19 protein-coding genes are annotated in these 19,359 nt (G+C 34.3%); 12 read left to right on the forward strand and 7 right to left on the reverse strand.

The features are described 5' to 3' along the window. Window positions 1-9: 9 nt before the first annotated feature. Together MHH42_RS32395 and MHH42_RS07265 are read right to left on the reverse strand one after the other, a co-directional pair. Window positions 10-384, reverse strand: a complete 375-nt coding sequence (locus MHH42_RS32395) for a collagen-like repeat preface domain-containing protein (protein ID WP_033662975.1) — start codon at window positions 382-384, stop codon at window positions 10-12. A 223-nt stretch (window positions 385-607) separates the two neighbouring features. Beyond that, entirely contained in the window at window positions 608-1,879 is a 1,272-nt protein-coding gene (locus tag MHH42_RS07265; protein ID WP_340893069.1) for an ATP-binding protein, read from the reverse strand. 160 nt (window positions 1,880-2,039) lie between these two features. Between MHH42_RS07265 and MHH42_RS07270 the strand changes: the two genes are divergently transcribed. Next, window positions 2,040-2,888, forward strand: coding sequence for a DUF72 domain-containing protein (locus MHH42_RS07270; protein WP_340893070.1), 849 nt, complete (start codon window positions 2,040-2,042; stop codon window positions 2,886-2,888). A gap of 211 nt (window positions 2,889-3,099) precedes the next feature. Here the strand turns inward: MHH42_RS07270 and MHH42_RS07275 are convergent, their stop codons facing one another. The 4 genes from MHH42_RS07275 to deoD all read right to left on the reverse strand — a co-directional run bounded on the left by MHH42_RS07275 (window position 3,100) and on the right by deoD (window position 6,735). Continuing rightward, entirely contained in the window at window positions 3,100-3,294 is a 195-nt protein-coding gene (locus MHH42_RS07275; protein ID WP_001094863.1) for a DUF3924 domain-containing protein, read from the reverse strand. 125 nt (window positions 3,295-3,419) lie between these two features. Next, window positions 3,420-3,950 (reverse strand): tyrosine-type recombinase/integrase, encoded by a 531-nt coding sequence (locus MHH42_RS07280; protein ID WP_000806240.1) that lies wholly within the window; start codon window positions 3,948-3,950, stop codon window positions 3,420-3,422. A 107-nt stretch (window positions 3,951-4,057) separates the two neighbouring features. Continuing rightward, on the reverse strand, window positions 4,058-5,869 hold the full coding sequence (locus MHH42_RS07285; RefSeq protein WP_340893071.1) for a sensor histidine kinase: 1,812 nt from the start codon (window positions 5,867-5,869) through the stop codon (window positions 4,058-4,060). 158 nt (window positions 5,870-6,027) lie between these two features. Then, window positions 6,028-6,735, reverse strand: a complete 708-nt coding sequence (deoD, locus tag MHH42_RS07290; protein ID WP_000110704.1) for a purine-nucleoside phosphorylase — start codon at window positions 6,733-6,735, stop codon at window positions 6,028-6,030. 176 nt (window positions 6,736-6,911) lie between these two features. Between deoD and MHH42_RS07295 the strand changes: the two genes are divergently transcribed. Next, a complete protein-coding gene (locus tag MHH42_RS07295) occupies window positions 6,912-7,700 on the forward strand; it encodes a hypothetical protein (protein ID WP_340893072.1) in 789 nt (262 codons plus the stop codon). Window positions 7,701-7,704: 4 nt separating this feature from the next. Here MHH42_RS07295 and mprF read toward each other — a convergent pair whose 3' ends face one another. After that, a complete protein-coding gene (gene mprF / locus MHH42_RS07300) occupies window positions 7,705-10,284 on the reverse strand; it encodes a bifunctional lysylphosphatidylglycerol flippase/synthetase MprF (RefSeq protein WP_000010881.1) in 2,580 nt (859 codons plus the stop codon). 185 nt (window positions 10,285-10,469) lie between these two features. Here mprF and MHH42_RS07305 point away from each other — a divergent pair, with 185 nt between their 5' ends. From MHH42_RS07305 to resC, 10 genes are all read left to right on the forward strand, one after another. Further along, window positions 10,470-10,859 (forward strand): hypothetical protein, encoded by a 390-nt coding sequence (locus tag MHH42_RS07305; RefSeq protein ID WP_000583780.1) that lies wholly within the window; start codon window positions 10,470-10,472, stop codon window positions 10,857-10,859. A 22-nt stretch (window positions 10,860-10,881) separates the two neighbouring features. Then, a complete protein-coding gene (locus MHH42_RS07310; RefSeq protein WP_000067560.1) occupies window positions 10,882-11,373 on the forward strand; it encodes a YpuI family protein in 492 nt (163 codons plus the stop codon). A gap of 105 nt (window positions 11,374-11,478) precedes the next feature. Further along, the gene (locus MHH42_RS07315) at window positions 11,479-12,390 is read left to right on the forward strand and encodes a superoxide dismutase (protein WP_000082676.1); all 912 of its coding nucleotides are present in this window, start codon (window positions 11,479-11,481) and stop codon (window positions 12,388-12,390) included. Between the two features lie 112 nt (window positions 12,391-12,502). Next, window positions 12,503-13,627, forward strand: coding sequence for a D-alanyl-D-alanine carboxypeptidase DacB (gene dacB / locus MHH42_RS07320; RefSeq protein WP_001252633.1), 1,125 nt, complete (start codon window positions 12,503-12,505; stop codon window positions 13,625-13,627). Continuing rightward, a complete protein-coding gene (spmA, locus tag MHH42_RS07325) occupies window positions 13,620-14,216 on the forward strand; it encodes a spore maturation protein SpmA (RefSeq protein WP_000247802.1) in 597 nt (198 codons plus the stop codon). The genes dacB and spmA overlap by 8 nt, the downstream gene beginning before the upstream one ends. Then, entirely contained in the window at window positions 14,213-14,743 is a 531-nt protein-coding gene (gene spmB, locus MHH42_RS07330; RefSeq protein WP_000029515.1) for a spore maturation protein SpmB, read from the forward strand. Before spmA ends, spmB begins: the two co-directional genes overlap by 4 nt. A 289-nt stretch (window positions 14,744-15,032) precedes the next feature. Further along, entirely contained in the window at window positions 15,033-15,761 is a 729-nt protein-coding gene (gene rluB, locus MHH42_RS07335) for a 23S rRNA pseudouridine(2605) synthase RluB (protein WP_000440550.1), read from the forward strand. Between the two features lie 106 nt (window positions 15,762-15,867). Further along, a complete protein-coding gene (gene resA / locus MHH42_RS07340) occupies window positions 15,868-16,389 on the forward strand; it encodes a thiol-disulfide oxidoreductase ResA (protein WP_000742208.1) in 522 nt (173 codons plus the stop codon). A 121-nt stretch (window positions 16,390-16,510) separates the two neighbouring features. Then, window positions 16,511-18,136 carry a cytochrome c biogenesis protein ResB gene (resB, locus tag MHH42_RS07345; protein WP_000910514.1) on the forward strand — a complete coding sequence of 542 codons (1,626 nt, stop codon included), beginning with the start codon at window positions 16,511-16,513 and terminating at the stop codon, window positions 18,134-18,136. 14 nt (window positions 18,137-18,150) lie between these two features. Then, window positions 18,151-19,308 carry a cytochrome c biogenesis protein ResC gene (gene resC / locus MHH42_RS07350; protein WP_340893073.1) on the forward strand — a complete coding sequence of 386 codons (1,158 nt, stop codon included), beginning with the start codon at window positions 18,151-18,153 and terminating at the stop codon, window positions 19,306-19,308. Window positions 19,309-19,359 lie beyond the last annotated feature (51 nt).

A 19,359-nucleotide genomic window follows, 5' to 3' on the forward strand; every position in this document is an offset into this window, starting at 1 on the left:
TACAACAATCTACTTTAAATAACTTAGCAAGCTTTGTAGCTCAACGTACAATGCTCCGCATGAGAAAGGTGTTGTTCTTAAAATAGTTAATAGATTAGCGATAATAGAATTTCCAATTTGTTTTTGTGCTGGAGACAAATCTAAGCAATTGAGGAATTTTTGTAGGTTATTTAGGGCAGCAATCAAGTTATCGATATTATTTTGAGAAGGTTTTTGAAAGACAGCTTGAATAGCTTGACTAAGAGCTTGAAGAAGTCTAACGAATTCTGTAAGTTCGGACTTAGAGATGTTAATATGACTACAGGCTCTGACTTCGCAACAATCATTACCATAAAATACTTTTCCTTTATTTATATTGTTTATCTTTTCATTCCTTTCTTTCATAGAATCAATAGTCGTTACTATATATTAAGATGAGATTTATACTAAATTCGTGATGGACAAACTACTATTTCTAAAAAAATAAGAAGTTTGCCTACCGAGCAAGAACAATTAAGAAATAGAGAAAAATTCATATCATTTCAAGAAGATTAAGTGAAAATAAAAAACTACAAACCAATTGTTATATATTACGTAACAATTGGTTTGCAGTTTGTAGAACAGTCCATCATTTGTATTGTTTCATTCTTTCATGGTTTGTTTTAGATAAAGTTGGAATAGAAATAGTGAAAGTTGTACCGGCTTGATTACTAGTCATTTTTAATGTACCGTTATGATTTTGAATAATTTTCTTTGTTACTGATAGGCCCAGTCCTGTTCCTGAATCTTTTGTTGAGAAGAATGGATCAAAGATATATTCTTGAATAGCTGGAGAAATACCAGTTCCATTATCTGTGAAAGTAATCCGAACGAAGTTATCTAGGCGATAACTAGTGATTTGAATAGAAAGAGGTTTTTCACCTTGAGCATCAACGGCGTTTTGAAATAGGTTTAAAAACACTTGAACAAGTTCATGGCGATCAATATGGACTAAAATATCATCTAATTCATTAGAAAAATTATAATCAATTGAAATGTTATGCAAAAAGACCTCACTTGCTAGTAGCTGTTGAATATATTCACGTAAAAATGTATTAATGGGAAACGGTTCTCTTTTAAATTCGCGTGTTTTCGATATAGATAAAAATTGTGTAATAATACTATTTGCACGATCTAATTCAGGAATAAGTAAGTGTTTAAATAATTCTTTATTGGATGGAGATACACTCTCTTGTAAAAACTGTAAGTATCCCCGTACTGTTGTAAGTGGGTTGCGTACTTCATGTGCAATCCCGGCGGCAATTCGTCCTGCTAATGAAAATTTCTCTGCATCACGTTCTGTGTTTAAATAATGAAAAACGCTAATAACTCTAAAAATCTCTCCATTATAATCGCGAATAATTCGATTATTAATAATGCCATAGTTTTTGTCTAAAACCTCTTCATTATATATTTCGGTTCCTGTTTTTAAGGTTTCAATAGCTTTAATTTTTTCTTCAGGTAAGTTAAGTAATTGTTGAATTGGCTTTCCAATTATTTCGTTTCGTATTACACCAAAATCATCTGCAGCAGCTTGATTACATAATGTAATATTCCCTTTATTATCAATAAAGGTTACATGATGTGAAAAAGCATCAAAAATATGAACAAAGTGTTTTTCAAGTTGTTCAAATAAAAATAATGAATCGCAAGTAAGTTGAAAATCAGCTTCTTTATTCTCTTTTCGTATGTTTTGAATGGAATGATTTGTTCTTGTTTTCTTTATTTGCAAACCAATATGTGGATTTTTATATGTGAAATGATGCGGCAATTGATTCACAAGTTCTTCATAAAAACGTACTTTATTTTCTAGTTCTTCTATTCGTTTTTCATGAGATAAAATATCATCGGTTGGAAGCATAAATAAATAACCCCTCAATTTAAAAATTCTTCCATTTAGTATATCATATTTTTATACGGATACTCTTAAAGAAAGAGTTACTTAATGAATTTGATTGTCCAAGATGATTGGGAAATCAGTAGAATGAATATAAGATGAAAACTGAAAGGGAGGAATATGATTGATTTTCATTGGAGTGACAGGGTGGGGAGATCATGATTCTTTATATATAGATCCCTATGAAAATAAAAATAAATTACGAACATACAGTGAACATTTTCCTATTGTCGAAGTGGATAGTTCATTTTATGCGATGCAACCGGCACGAAATTATACGAAATGGGCGATGGAAACACCGACAGACTTTTCTTTTGTCGTAAAAGCGTATCAAGGAATGACAGGGCATACGAAAGGAGAAACTCCTTTTTCTACGTTTGATGAGATGTTTGATGTGTATAAACAATCGATTCTTCCTTTAATAGAAGCGAATAAATTAAAAATAATTTTATTTCAATATCCACCATGGTTTGATTGCAAAAAGAAAAATGTAGATTTCCTTCGATATACGAAAGAGAAAATGGAAGGTTTACCGTGTGCGATAGAGTTTCGAAATCAAACATGGTTTTATCCAGAAATGAGAGATAAAACGCTACAATTTTTAGAGAAAGAAAAATGGATTCATACAATTTGTGATGAACCGCAAGCGGGAATTGGTTCGGTTCCACTCGTATTAGAGGCGACGGATTCGGATATAACATTAATCCGCTTTCATGGTCGAAACGTTCATGGCTGGCTGGATAAAGGGGAAAATTGGAGGGCGGTTCGCTGTTTATATCGCTACAACAATAAAGAATTGGAAGAATGGGTAGAACGACTAGAGCAACTAAAAAAGAAGACAAAGGACATATACGTATTATTTAATAATAATTCGGGCGGGGATGCAGCGGATAATGCGAAACAACTTATGAAAATGATGAACATTACATATGGTGAGCCAAAGCCTGAGCAATTAAATTTATTTGAACGATGATAAAACAAGAAAGGCACTGTACAAACAGGGGGAATGTACAGTGCCTTTCTATATGAAAAAGAGGGGTAACAATGTTACTGAGCGTTTGGTTGATTCATCAATTGTTGGCTTCATAATAAATGATAATGGTTATCATTATCATTGTCAATGGTTTTTCGGAAAATAAGTAAAATTTTTTTGTATTTTAAATAGCAATAAAAAAAGAACAGCATTAATGCTGTTCTTTTCCGTTAATAAATTGTTGTAAATCAAAAGGAGTTATCGCTTGGATAAATTCTTTTGAGATAAGTGTTTGAACGAGAGTGCTCTCAGAAATGCTAGCACCTGTTTTCTTTTCATAAGCTTGTTTTAATAAATCGAGTTTTTCAGCCGTTTCTTGCGGTAATTCAATTGTAAGTGTGTTCATAATTTCTCCCCCTTATTATTAGAGTACCACTACAATATAAGAGAGACAAGAAAAGAAAAGAGAATATGAAACACAAAAAAGGTTACCATTTTTTAAATGGTAACCTTTTTTATGTATAAGAGGTATTAAGCGATACCGATATACTTTAAAGTTTTTGATGGAGTACTATGATCAAAGAAGTGTTGTAAAAATGCAATGTCAACACCTGATTTGTATGCACAATAGCCCCAAGTTTTTCGAAGTGTATGTGAGCTAATCCCTTCTAATCCAACTTCTTTTGCAGCTTTGTTTAAAATGTACCATGCATGTTGTCTCGTAATAGATTTTGTTCCTTTTTGAGACTTTAATAATGGCTCATTGCGTTTCCAAGTTTTACGTTCTTTCATGTAGTCTTCGATTGCGTGCTGTAAGTCTTCATTTACAGCAAACCATTTATGTTTCTTTACTTTTTCATTGTAAAATAAAATGGAATGGCGAACATTTTCGTTTTCATCGATGACATCGCTAACTTTTAATTGTAAGATTTCGCTTACTTTTAAGCCAGAATTTACGGCTAATACGAATAATAAGCCATCACGTTTCGAAGATTGTAAAAGTATATTTTTGATAGTTTCTAATTGTTTTTCACTTTGAATAGGTTGTCCTGCTTGTTTCATTTCACGCACTCTCCTCTTTTATATGTGTAAAGGAAAGGATTAACTTGTTTCTTACTATAAAGGGAGAGTGTGAATTTCATGTGAACTCCTAGTGAAATTAAGACAAATTATTTGACTTCTTTTACATTTGGTAAATTAAAATAGAATACAACGCTATTATTCGTATTATATACACCGTACTTGGCATGATGGAGATCTAAAATGTTTTTTACAATAGATAACCCGAGACCGGTACCACCAGTATGACGACTACGTGATGCATCTAAACGATAGAAGCGATTCCAAATTTTTTCAAGACTTTCTTCTGGGATAGGATTTCCTGTATTCTCGATTTCGACTTTTACTGTATCTTCGGTTTCTATAACAGAGACTTTTATTCTTTCTCCATCGGGCGTATAGCGAATTGCATTGCTAAGTAAGTTCACAACTACTTGCTCAATACGACTACGATTCGCTTTAACAAATATAGAAGTGTCTGCATCGACGTCCACTTGTAACTGCTTTTCCTCCATACTAAATAATAACTTTGTATGGATTTGCTGAATTAATTCACCGATTGAGAATGTTGTCATTTCTAGTTTGTACGTACCCGATTCTAGTTTTGCTAATTCTAACATTTCAACAATAAGTCTGTTCATATTTTCTGTTTCTTCTAAAATAACATCTGTATAATACGTTGTATCTTTACTAACACCATCTTGAATCCCTTCTGCGAAACTTCTAATTACACTAAGTGGTGTTTTTAATTCGTGGGATACACCAGAAATGAATTCTTTCCTCGTCTTCTCTAATTGACGTTCACGTTCAATATCTTGTTGTAATTTTGTATTGGCAACATTTAATCGATCAATTCTGTCTTTTAAGTTTACAGATAATGTATTGATACTGCCGGAAAGTCCGCCAATTTCATCGTCTGCTGTAACAGGTAGTTTCTCGCTAAAATCAAAATTAGCCATTTTCTTTGTAACGCGATTAATCTTAATTAATGGTTTCACAATAATTTTTGAATAGTAGAAGGATAATAAAATAATCACGAGAAACACAATGATTAAGGCATAGACATAATAATCTTTTAAAACGAGCATCGCTTCATTAACAGGTTGCAAAGATACTATCGCAAAGGCGTACTCTGTAACCATATTGTTTTCCATAATAGGTTTTACAAAGATGCGGCTTTGTAAATTTTCTTCAACGCCTAATGGGTATATAGTTAATTTATTTGAATCAGAAGTACCCTGCCTAATTGTGTATGTAAAATATTGAACGGCTCGTAATGTTTCAATGTCATTTGCAAGCCGAACCTCAGCTTTGGATGGGAGCTGTAACTTAGATATAACACCAGTAAGACGGATATTAGTTGTAGTTTTGTATCGATTTGTAAGTCCATTTTTAGGAGGATTACTATTAATTGATTGGAAATCCGAACTGAAATGTTCGTTTCGCCATCGATTATAATGTGTTGACAATTCTATTGGTGTTATAATATTCCCCTGTAAGAACCCCAAGACGCTGATTGGTCCATCTTTTTTTAAACCTAAATTTTCGAATTTAATATATTCTTCGGGTGTTAAAAGATTATTAAGTGGAATGGAATACGTACTTTGAGTTTTAGAATCAATAACATCAATGTAGAAATTGTTTTCACTTTTAATAATGCCATTAGAATCTAAAAATTGCATTTCAGCATTTGTTTTATCATGAAATTCTTGTTTTAGTTTTCTAATTTCCTCATAACTTTTGCCGCTTTTTTCGTAATTATCTACGAATTTTTCAAAGGCAGTTTGAACGGTTTTTACTTTTTTATTAATATAAAATTTCTCTAAAAATAGAGACTGTCCTAGGAAAAAGAGGAGGAATATGATTGTAAATAATGTTGATGTTAATAAAAATAGTTTAAAGACGATACTTCTGTTTTTCACTGCTTCACCTCTTATGAGAAATACTGTAAATGATTTCACTTTATTATAACAAACGTGACAAGAAAGTAGAGGGAGAAATCTGTCTCTTTCTAAAGTAGTTTTTTATAAAAAGTCACATAAAAAGAACTCGACAGACGTATGACGAGTTCTTTAATGTATTATTGTTGAATTGCTGCATCTAAAGCGATTTCAATCATCTCGTTAAATGTAGTTTGACGTTCTTCAGATGTTGTTTCTTCACCAGTGAAGATGTGATCGCTTACTGTTAATACAGATAATGCATTTACACCATATTTCGCTGCTAATGTGTAAAGAGCAGTTGTTTCCATCTCTACTGCTAATACACCGTAATCTGCAAGTTTTTTAACCATGTCCATGCTTTCACGATAAAAAACATCTGCTGTTAAAACGTTACCAACACGAACGTGTAATCCTTTTTCAGTTCCTGCATCGTAAGCTTTCTTTAAAAGGTCAAAGTTTGCAGCTGGTGCAAAATCAAAACCTGGGAATGTTAAACGGTTCATATTCGAATCAGTACAAGCTGTCATTGCAATAATAACGTCACGTACTTTTACGTCCTTTTGAATTGCACCGCAAGTCCCAACACGAATTAAATTTTTAACTCCGTAGCTTTGGATTAGTTCGTTTACATAAATAGAAATAGAAGGAACACCCATACCTGTACCTTGAACAGATACACGTTTTCCTTTATAAGTTCCAGTGAAACCTAACATACCACGCACGTTATTATAGCAAGTAACGTCCTCTAGAAATGTTTCAGCGATATATTTTGCGCGTAATGGATCACCAGGTAATAGAATAGATTCAGCGATTTCGCCTTGTTTTGCTTCAATATGTACACTCATGAAAAGTCCTCCTTATAATGTATTGATAGAAATCAATATCATTTGCATTATACACTACGAATCCGTTCAATTAAAATCTTTTTAATTATTTGTAATATGTGCAAAAGAGGAGGATTTCATAAATCATAATCTAGAATATATATGAAAGAAGTTTTGTATAAACAGAGACAATAAAAATGGTAGGTGATTTTTTGAAAAATCTTGTCATTGGACTTGTAGCTTTGGTACTTATTGTGGCGGGAGGATTTTACATAAAAAAATATCAGGAAACCGTAGAGACGGTAGGAGATGTTCAAGAAGTAAAATGGGATGTATCAAATGGAAAAGGAAATGATAAAGTAGATATTTTGTTTCAATTACTAAATAAAAAGAATAATGAGGTTCGTGGTGTAAATGATCAAATTCGGGCAGTTATTGTAGATGAACAGTTAAAACATATACAACAGATTAAACCTACATTTGCAGGGAATGGATCATATAAGTTATCTTCCAAAATAGCGAAAGATGAAGCGTATACAATATTTTTATATGAAGACAAAAATAAGTCAGTAGAATCATTCGCGAAGACAGATTTTGGGAGAGAAAAAGAAGAAAAAAATAAGAAGAAGGTGAACCTGCCAGTCGATAGTGTACTTACAAAAAAAATTGGAGAGCATGAAGTTTCTCTTTTATTCGGTGCATTACATCCGAATGAGCCGGTGACGTTAACATTTCAGTTTCAAGCAAAAAAGGGTGAAAAATTGAAATTACATTCAGAGAGAGGAGAAGAGGAAACTCTTTATATCGTAGATGAAACGAGGGAAAACTTTTTATACGCTATGCCTGTTGATACGGATGAGCAATTACAGTATCGTATTACATTTCCTGCCCAAGGCACGTATAAAATGTGGGGAACTTTTTATATAAATGGTAAGAAATATGAGAAGGATTTTATCGTACAAGTTCAAAAAAGAAAAAACAGCTAAATTTTTAGCTGTTTTTTCTTTTTCCTATTAGTTTTGTTACAGAGAGCATCGTAATTGGTAAAGAATGATTCTTCCTAAATGCTAAATATTTACCGCTCCATGCTGGTTTGTATTTCTCTTTAAAATGTCGTAATCCGCTGAAACTATACGTATAACGAACGTTATTAAAGATTGCAGCAGCAACTCTTTCAGACCAAAATGATTGTGTTGATAACCCAACATTGGAAAGTGGCGCCATACCAATATTAAAGGAGTGATATTCATTTTCTTTTGCCCATTGGAATAAGTGGATGAAAATTGCGTCCATAATTCCACTAGGTGCATCTGGATAATAGCGCATTAAATCAACAGACAATGATCCGTTTTGATATACGGGCATAAAGGTTGTGAATGCGATAATCTTTCCATCCGCATCAGATAATGTAGCGATAGGAGCACGGCTAATATATTCACGATCGAAGTATCCGAGTGAAAAACCTTTCTCTTTTTTTCCACCGAGCCATGCATCAGAAACTTTCCGTAACTCTTCGAATAATTCGTCTGAGAATGGCGGCTGATGAATAGAGAATGTATAGCCTTCTCTTTCAAAACGATTGAAAGTCGCTCGCATACCAGCGCGTTTCTTTCCTGTTATTGTAAATGTATTTAAATCAACGACAGCTTCTTCACCAAGTTTAAAGAAGTTATAACCAAAATCATGATATAAACTCATCCATTTACTTTCGATTTGATAAAATACACAAATGTATCCGAATCGATCAGCTTCAGCTAAAAACTCTTGCAACACATTACGATAGGAGGAAGGGTCACCAATTGGATCACCTAATACAACAAGACGTTTTCCAGTTATGGAGAAGAGAAGGAGCGCTTTCCCATCACTGCTAAAGAAGAATTGTTTATCTCCTAAATAACCTAAATGACTAAGTACATTTCCACCGTGTTCATCTAAGAAGTTTTGTAACCTTTTATCATTTGCTGGTTGCCCGGGAAATTCATTTCGATAACGATTGGCAATGAGTGAGCCAATTAGTAAAAAAGTAGGAACGAAAAAGGCAGCTGCTAATGCACTTCGTTTCACTTGGGTAATATTACGAACGACGAAATCAGGTTTAAAAGCTTCTTTTGCACCTGCAAATAAAATACCTAAGTTTTTATATAAATATAACGTTACAAGTAAGAATATAAAAACTTTTACGATATCAGAAAGTGAGACTTCCATTTTCTCGCGTACGAATCTTTTACGAAGCATATATAATACAGCGAGTACGATTAACAAAATAAATGTTTCTTCAATATCAATTCCTTTTAGCGTATTAAAGATAGCGGCTCCAATTAAAGAAATAATTGTCATATAATAAGAACGTTTTGTTCCGTAATATATTCCCCTTGAAAGGATTAGAAGGAGAATACCGAATGTTAGTGATAAGCTAAAAGAAAACTGAATCAGATGCTTTGGAGCTAAAATATGTAAGGCGTGTGCCCGGTTTATACTTGTTGGTAAAATAGTCGATAAAATAACCATTAAGCCAGCAAATACTGTTAAAGCAGCAGATGCCCATGAACCTAATTTCCCTAGAAAGTCACGCTGCAAAGTCCATATAACGCCAGTGGTTTCTAATGCAGGCGCAATAAAAGGTTTATCTTCAAACTTTTTAATGGCCACTCCTGTCATTTCGAAAGCCGCAAAAATGAGACCAAGGCAGAATGGTAAAATGTAATAGACGAGGCGATATAGTAACATAGCAGGCAGTAAAACACCTGTATCAATGCCGTATTGTCCTAGTCCAGTTAAGAAGACAAGGTCAAATGAACCAAGCCCACCAGGGACAAGACTAACGACGCCAGCTAAGGCAGCAATTACATATACACCTAAAAACTTTTGAAAGTCAACTTCAATTCCAAACAGTATTAAAATGACGTACATAACGATACCAGCAGATACCCATTCGACTAATGAAACTAATGAGTATAAAACAGTTGGATTTTTCTCTTCCTCTTCTTGTCCTTCGGTTTGCGTTGTTTTTCTATTTTTAAGTTTAGAAAAGCCGATGTATATAGGGACGAAAAGGGCAAAGAAGATAAGGACAGGCCATAACCACGGTTTTTCATGCAAAATAAATCTTGTGTCTAATATTCCGATAAGACCGAGGAATGAAAGTATGGCTAATCCGTTAATAAAGGCAGTCGTCATCCAGGCAATACTTTTAATAAGCTTGCCATTTTCTTTTATGTATGGACGATAAAGCATTGTTCGTACACCAGCTCCAACGAGGCCACCAAATCCAATAAAACCATTTAAAGTATTCGCAATCCATGAGATACGGAAAATCTTTTGGACAGGTATATCAGCTTTTAAGTAACGAAGCATAACATAATCATAAAAGAACATCGTTGATACAGCGAATGCACCAAGTGTAATTGCTAAAAAGACTCCTCCAGTTGGAATGTTTTTAATTGTATCAATCGCTTCTAAAAAAGAAATGCCCGCTAATTCTTTTTTTGCTTGAAAGAATACAACTGTTAATACAACAAATGGGAAGATAATTTTCCCGATTTGTAAGAAACGTTTCCATGAAAACGACATAAATACAACTCTCCTTGTATAAGAAAACTGAGACAATAATATTATTATGACAAACTTCAAGAAAAATAAAAAGGTAAATTCCTGTATAGGTAAGCTATTTTTTATATAGGTATATTTAAAAGAATATTTCGTTTATCAGAAAGTTAAGTTAAAATGGAGTGAAAGAAGGAAGAGAGGGGAAGTATATGATTATAATAGGTTATGCGGGGCATGAGTTAGAGAAAGCAAAACCTAATACATCAGAAGATTTTTTTAACAGATCTGAAGTGACATATATATTAAATGATAAAGAGAAAACTTTTTCAGTTTTATACGTTCGCTATTTTGAAGAAGTTATACAAGAAATTACTCCTTTTGAAGGAAATCCAGTGTGTAAAGTAGAAGAACAAGACATATATTTACGGGATATTGTAGCGATATGTTGTTTAGTGAAAGATAAGGAGCTCCGTGCGCAAAAACGTTTATATTTAAATAATATAGAAGAATTTCAACAATATTTTGATGAGAGAACAGTGTTGAAAGTACAAGAAATATTGGCTGAATTACATAAAAATAAAAGAATAGAAATAGCGTGAAATGGAAAGGGAGAGGGAAGAAATGTCTAATTTGATGGTTGAAAATCAAACAGAACAAGTTTCTATATTTTTAGAAGATGCGATTACTTTGATAACCAATTATGTAAATTATCATACGTTGCCTTTTTTATTAGAAGAGACACCAGCTGGGAACGAGCAATATTATAAAGGGTTATTAGCATCAATGAGACGTCTTCTCGTTTTTTGCGAAGAAGGACATGATGCATGTTTTGTTTTGCTGAATAGCCAGCCATTTCGAAAAACAGCAGCTGAAAAAATTTTATATAAGATATATCATCAAGTAATTGCAGAGTTTTTTTCCCCGAAGAGTGATCATTGGTATGAAAATAGTCGATCTGCATATACAGGAAAAAATTCTATCGTTTTTCAACAAACACCACCTTCATCTATAGAGCAAGTGATGAAGAATTTAGAAGGTAAATTTCAATTGATGCGTGAAGAACTAGAATATTATGAGACAGATTACCAAACGAAGATGTTACACAAATACTAATTAAGGAAAAGAAGCTAAGGAGACTTAGCTTCTTTTCCTTTTGTACAGTTATATAAGGGATTTTCATTGAATATATTTAAGTGGATAGCAATAAGGAGGTGTAACATGAGTCAGCAAGGTGTATTTACAGATTACTTTCATGAAGTAGAAAGTTGGTGTGAAAGTGTTCTTCACGTATTAGATAGCCGCGCAATGGAAGTGTATGATGTCCATATGCTTGCTTATAAAATTCAGACATTATTAGAGCGTATGAAAGAGCATGAGTACGAAACGGATGCGGAGTTTATGTATGAAATAAGCGATGATGTAGAACATATTCAACATCATCTGCAGGAAGTATTTATGCAAGAAGAGGAATATGAACTATATGAAAGAGGGGATAGTGAACGAGCTGTTCCAATTGGAGGGCATACACTCCCGCCATTACCTTATCCATATAACGCGTTAGAGCCGTATATTTCTAGAGAAATTATGATGTTACACCATGATAAACATCATCGTAGTTATGTAGAAGGGTTAAATAAAGCAGAGAAGATGATGGAGGAAGCGAGAAAAACCAATCAATTTGATTTAATTAAGCATTGGGAACGAGAAGCGGCTTTTCATGGATCAGGACATTATTTACACACGATATTTTGGAATAACATGAAAAAAGATGGTGGTGGAAGTCCAAGAGGGGCTTTTTCACAACAAATTGAACAAGATTTTGGGAGCTTTTTACGTTTTCAAAAACATTTTACGGAAGCAGCCTCTAAAGTAGAAGGTTCAGGCTGGGCGATTCTCGTTTGGGTCCCCCGATCTGGAAGGTTAGAAATTTTGCAGAGTACACTTCATCAATTGTTTACACAATGGGATACGATACCGCTCCTTGTACTAGATGTATGGGAACATGCGTATTATTTACAATACCAAAATCGAAAAGATGAATATATTAAAAATTGGTGGAATGTTGTGAATTGGCCTGATGTAGAAAAAAGATTTGAAACTGCGAAACAAATTGAATGGACACCATATTAGACGCAAATTCCTTGCGTCTTTTTTAATGGGAGCAGAAGGAAGATTTCGTTCATATTTTAAAAGGCCAAGCATACACTTGTACAAAAAGTACCAAAAGGACGTGGGGGGAAATATGAGACGAATTTGTGTAATCATTACGCTTCTTATTATGTACGCAAGCGTTATGCCGATTCCTACATATGCAAAGATGAACAGTAATGTTAGCGCTCGAAATGCTGTATTAATGGAGCAAAGTTCTGGTCGTGTATTATACGGAAAAGCAGAACATGAGCCACAAAAAATTGCTAGTATAACAAAAATTATGACAGCCTTGTTAGCTGCTGAATCAGGAAAAATGAAAGAAATGGTATCAGTTAGTAATGAAGCAGTCAGGGTGGAAGGATCGGCGATTTATTTAAAACCTGGACAGAAAGTGAAGCTAGAGGATTTAGTATACGGACTTATGCTTAGATCAGGTAATGACGCAGCGCAAGTAATTGCTGAAAATGTAGGAGGGAGTATAGAGGGGTTCGTATATTTAATGAATGAAAAGGCGAAACAAATTGGAATGAAAGATACTCACTTCTCAAATCCTCATGGTTTGGATGGAGATGGCTCTCATTATTCTTCGGCTTATGATATGGCACTGTTAACGAAATATGCAATGGGGAACGAGACCTTTAAGAAAATTTTTGGCACAAAAACGTATAAATCAAATTCATGGGATTATCCGTGGAAAAATAAACATAAGCTTGTGACATCCTATTATGAATTTGCAACAGGTGGGAAAACAGGTTTTACGAAAAAAGCAGGACGAACGCTTGTTACAACGGCATCAAAAGATGGACTAGATTTAATTGTCGTAACTTTGAGTGCTTCTAGTGATTGGGATGATCATATGAATCTATTTGACAAAGGGTTTGAACGTTTTAAGCAAACAAAAGTTTTAGGACAAGGAGCGCTTGCTGAAATAAATGAAAAGAAATATGCCAATCATGTTTATACGAAAAATAGTTTTTCGGTACCGTTAACTGAAGAAGAAAAAAAGAACGTAGTATTAAAAGTTGAACTCGATAAAAGTGCAAAACTTACGGATGGAGTAAAGGTTGGGAAGACGGACATTTATGTTGGTAATGAAAAAGTCGGAGAACGGAATTTATTTTATAGTAAACGGAAGTTAGTAGCTGCAACGGGTATGTACTGGAACAATGTGAAAGAAATTTTTTCTTACATGATAGGTGTTGGGAACGATGGTTAATCTCGTCTGGGCAGCGATGGCGGTCATAGGGATTGTGTATGCCATGATAAACGGAACGATGGAAGAAGTAACGAAAGCTGTATTTGACGGGTCAAAAGATGCGGTAACGATTTGCATAGGACTTATTAGCGTTTTAGTATTTTGGCTTGGCTTAATGAAAATTGCAGAGGAAGCAGGGTTGTTAAAAAAGTTAGTTACACTTTTTATGCCGATAGTAAAAAGGTTGTTTCCAGAAATACCGAAGGATCATCCGTCAATGGGATTTATTCTATCGAATATGATGGCGAACTTTTTTGGACTAGGTAATGCAGCAACCCCTCTTGGTATTAAAGCGATGGAACAACTGAAAGAATTAAATGGAGGAAAGGATTCGGCCAGTCGCTCTATGGTGACGTTTCTAGCATTAAATACATCAGCTATTACTTTAATTCCTACTACCGTCATTTCGATTCGAATGACTTATGAATCAGCAAATCCTACTGAAATTGTTGGGGTAACATTCATTGCACAAGTGCTCTCTATGATTGGGGCAATTTGGATTGACCGCTATTTTTACCGAAGAAGGAGTAGAAAGGGGCGGAAAAAATGAGTATTGTAAATACAATTTCATTATGGGTAATCCCTTGTGTAATTGGTTTTATCCTTTTATATGGCACGATAAAGAAAGTCCCAACGTATGAATCGTTCGTTGAGGGAGGAAAAGAAGGGATTCAAATTGCAGTTTCCATTTTACCGTTTATGGTTGGAATGCTTGTATCCATTTCTATTTTTCGGGCATCAGGTGCTTTAGATGCGATGATATCTGTAATGAAGCCGATGTTAGATTTAATTCATGTCCCAGCAGAAATCGTTCCACTTGCGCTTATACGTCCAATTTCGGGTTCTGCTGGTTTAAGTATTACGACTGATTTAATTGCAACATATGGACCAGATTCGTTTATTGGGAGATTAGCTTCTACGATGCAAGGGAGTACAGATACGACTTTTTATATTTTAACAGTATACTTCGGAGCTGTTGGGATTAGAAAAATGGGGGATGCATTAAAAGTAGGACTTTTTGCAGATTTAATCGGGATTATTTGCTCAATTGTGTTTGTTTCTTTATTGTTTCAGTAATACTATTCATTTTTTAGGCTATTTCGCTTATAATACGTATACGACCACTATTAAGGTGTAGCTTAATAGTGGTTTTTTTATGCAGTATTTTTGACAAAATGATGAACTTTTATTGTGAGAAATATGAAAAATATGGACAATAATAAAGGATAAAAACATGATTTGCCCTTTATATGTTTAATATCATCGCTATGTTGTTTAAGTGAGACGAGGCGAACAGTCGTAAAACGTATGCGGTTGCCAAGTCTTTCTAATGTAAGGTAAGATAAATTCGAGGTGAAAAAAAGAAATGGAACGATTACAAAAAGTGATTGCACAAGCAGGTATTGCATCGAGAAGAAAGGCTGAGGAATTAATTCAGCAAGGAAAAGTGAAAGTTAATGGAAAAATAGTGAAGGAGTTAGGAACAAAAGTAACTCCTCAAGATAAAGTAGAAGTAAATAACATCCCTCTTGAAAAAGAAGAACCTGTTTATTTTTTACTATATAAACCAACTGGCGTAATTTCAAGTGTATCAGATGATAAAGGAAGAAATGTTGTAACAGACTTTTTCCCTGAAATTACACAACGTTTATTCCCAATCGGACGCTTAGATTATGATACGTCTGGCGTATTATTAATGACAAACGATGGGGACTTCGCTAATGTATTAATGCACCCGAGATATAAAGTTGAAAAAACATATGTTGCAAAAATAAAAGGGCCATTAACAGGTGAGAAAATTCGCATGTTAGAACGAGGTGTTACATTAGAAGACGGGAAGACAGCACCAGCAAATGTGAAAATTATTTCTTGGGACAAGCGTAAAGAGATGGCGATTGTACAATTAACAATTCACGAAGGCCGTAACCGTCAAGTACGTCGTATGTTTGAAGCGTTAGACTGTAAAGTAGTGAAATTAAAACGTGAACGTTATGCCTTTTTAGAAGTGGGTAGTTTGCGACCTGGTGATGCAAGAGAATTGACACCACATGAGGTAAAACAATTACGCGCGCTTGCTTCTACAAAGCCAAGATAAGCTATAGAGTTAAAATTTCACCAGTGGAGTGCTCTGCTGGTGATTTATTCAATATAACATTTACAGAAAAGAATACATACCATTTACCGAGGAGAGGGGAGACAAGATGAAGAAAAATCGCTTATTATTTCGTGTTATCATCCTGCTCATTTTAAGCGGTGCTGTAGGATTTACCCTTTATCAAGGGTTTTTCACTGATAAAGAGAAAATGCAAATTGGGAAAGAAGCACCTAATTTTGTTGTGACGGATTTGGAAGGAAAGAAAATTGAATTAAAGGACTTAAAGGGTAAAGGTGTATTTTTAAACTTTTGGGGAACTTGGTGTAAACCTTGTGAAAAAGAAATGCCTTATATGAATGAATTATATCCAAAGTATAAAGAAAAAGGCGTTGAAATTATTGCGTTAGATGCAGATGAAACAGATATTGCTGTAAAGAACTTTGTGAAACAATATGATTTGAAATTCCCAGTTGCCATTGATAAAGGAACAAAAATCATAGGCACATATGGAGTAGGTCCATTACCGACAAGCTTTTTGATTGATAAAGATGGAAAAGTAGTGGAGCAAATTATAGGTGAACAAACGAAAGAACAGTTAGAAGGCTATTTAAAGAAAATTACTCCATAATAAAGAAAGCCTTTACATAAGAGGTGCATGTCTATAGCGCCTCTGATTTAAAAATTCTGAGTATTGCGGTAACTTGAGGTTAGAATATACAATAGTACATATAGATACAGGGGCGGTGAGAGTGTTGAAAGAAATTAAATGTGAGTGTGGACATGTTAATCCGATAGGAACCATTTTTTGTGAAGCTTGTGGGAAACCATTTGAAAGCAATGAAAATGTAAAACTATTGGATATGCGCTATGAGGGGAGTGCGCGGAGATCTCTCACGCAAACAAAAACGATAGTCGATAAAATTTGGAGCTTTTTCTCTTCTGTAAAAGTAGGTGTATGGCTAATCGTAATAACTTTAGCTGCATCAGCGATAGGAACAATTTTTCCGCAAGAAATGTACATAACGCCAGGAATTGCACCAGCTGAATATTATAAACAGGAATACGGATTTTTAGGGCAATTATACTATCAATTAGGATTTAATAATTTATACGGTTCATGGTGGTACATGATTTTAATTGCTTCTATCGGTACTTCACTTGTGATATGTAGTTTAGACCGTGTTATTCCCCTTTATAAAGCTTTAAAAAAACAAGGGGTAAAAAGACATCCTAGCTTTTTAAAGAGACAAAGATTATACGGGACTGGTACTCCGCAAGATGGTGACTTGGAAAGAGTGCAAAAGAATTTAAAGAAAAGAAACTATAACGTGAAAGTGGAAGACGGAAACGTTTTAGCGGAAAAGGGACGTTTCTCACGTTGGGGTCCATATGTAAATCATATCGGCCTTATTATCTTTTTATTCGGTGCGATGCTTCGTTTTTTACCGAGTATGTACGTAGACGAAGCTCTTTGGTTACGTGATGGTGAAACGAAAGAAGTACCAGGGACGGATGGTCAATACTATTTAAAAAATGAGAAGTTTATAAAAGAAGTTTATGATAAAAGTAAGGATAAGGAAGTTTTTGATGAAGCGATAGACCGTGTTGGGGATAAAATGATTGCGAAAAACTTCCAAACGAATGCAGTATTATATAAAGCGGTAGGCGAAAATATAGCAGGGCAAAAACCGAAATTAGAAAAAGTAAAAGAAGCGGAAATTCGCGTGAATGAGCCATTGAAATTTGATCAATTTGCAGTGTATCAAGTGGATTATAAAGAAAGTGAATTTAAAAGTATGTCCTTCCACTTGCAAAACAAAGAAAATAATCAAAAGTGGGGACCAATTAAAGTAGATTTAGCGAATCCTACAGAAAAATACGATTTAGGAAATGGTTATTCTTTAGAACTATTAAGCTATTTTCCAGATTTTTATTTTGATGAGAATGGAAAACCGAATACAAAAACAAAATTACCAAACAACCCTGCATTCGTATTTAAAATGTTTACGCCTGAGACGCCAGATGGTGAAGTGAGTTTCGTTGGTATTCAGCAAAATATAGAAGCAGATGGAAACAACAAATATAAAATGTCATTTGCAGGTGTTGAAATGCAAAATGCGACAGCTCTAACGGTTAGGAAAGATTTAACGCTTTGGATTCTTGGTATTGGAGGATTTATATTTATGGTTGGTGTCATTCAAGGTATGTATTGGAATCATCGCCGTATTTGGATACAACGTGTTAATGATGAATGGTGGATTGCAGGACATACGAATAAAAATTGGTTCGGTTTAAAGAAAGATATTGAAAGAATACTAGAAGGTACAGCAATTCCACAGCCAAATGATAAAGTAATTGATAAAAAAATTAGTTAAGGTGGGGAAACGATATGGTGCAAATAAGTAGTAACTTTCTCTTTACCGCATTTATTTTATATTTAATAGCAACTCTATTTTTTGGGGGAGCAATTAAAGAAAAGGGCCATAAATGGGCAAATGTAGGAATAACGATTACAATTTTAGGATTTATAGCACAAACAGTATATTTTGTTACAAGGTGGATTGCATCAGGTCATGCGCCAGTTAGTAACTTTTTCGAATTCGGTACGTTTTTCGGTATGATGCTTGTCGGAGCATTTATTGTAATGTATTTTATGTACCGCGTAAGTATAATTGGACTATTTGCATTACCAGTTGCTCTTTTATTAATTGCCTATGCAAGTATGTTCCCGAGGGAAATATCCCCGCTTATCCCATCTTTAAAAAGTAACTGGTTACACATTCACGTGACGACTGCAGCAGCAGGACAAGCAATTTTAGCAATTAGTTTTATTACGGGCGTTATGTATTTATTGAAAAATGTAGATCAATCAACGAGAAGTAAACGTACATTTTGGTTAGAAACGGTAGTGTTCACACTTGTTTGTACAGTTGGATTTATTGCGGTAACGACAGTATTCTCCAGTATGAAATATGAAGCTAAGTTTCAATGGATTGATAAAAATGAACAACAAGTCGAGATGAAGTATAATCTCCCAGCTTTAGTTGGACCACATGAAGGGAAGTTACTGACAGAAAATAAATTAGAACCGACAGTCGAAGTTCCTGCGATTGTAAATGCGAAAAAATTAAATACTGTTATTTGGTCACTAATAGTTGGAACACTACTTTATGTTGTATTAAGACTTGTTTTACGTAAACGAGTATCAGCGGCACTTCAGCCACTAGTAAAGAATACGAATAGTGATTTATTAGATGAAATTGGATATCGATCTATTGCAATTGGATTCCCAGTTTTCACATTAGGTGCGCTAATTTTTGCGATGATTTGGGCTCAAATAGCATGGACGCGTTTTTGGGGGTGGGATCCGAAAGAGGTTTGGGCACTTATAACGTGGCTCTTTTATGCGGCAGTATTACATTTACGATTATCTAAAGGATGGCATGGGGAAAAATCAGCGTGGCTTGCAGTAATTGGTTTTGCGATCATTATGTTTAACTTTATTGTAGTGAACTTAATCATTGCGGGTTTACATTCATATGCATAGAGAAATAAAATAGGAGAGTGTATGTCACTTTCCTATTTTATTTTTGTCAAA

Source organism: Bacillus sp. FSL L8-0099 (genome assembly GCF_038006385.1).
Taxonomy (GTDB): Bacteria; Bacillota; Bacilli; order Bacillales; family Bacillaceae_G; genus Bacillus_A; species Bacillus_A toyonensis.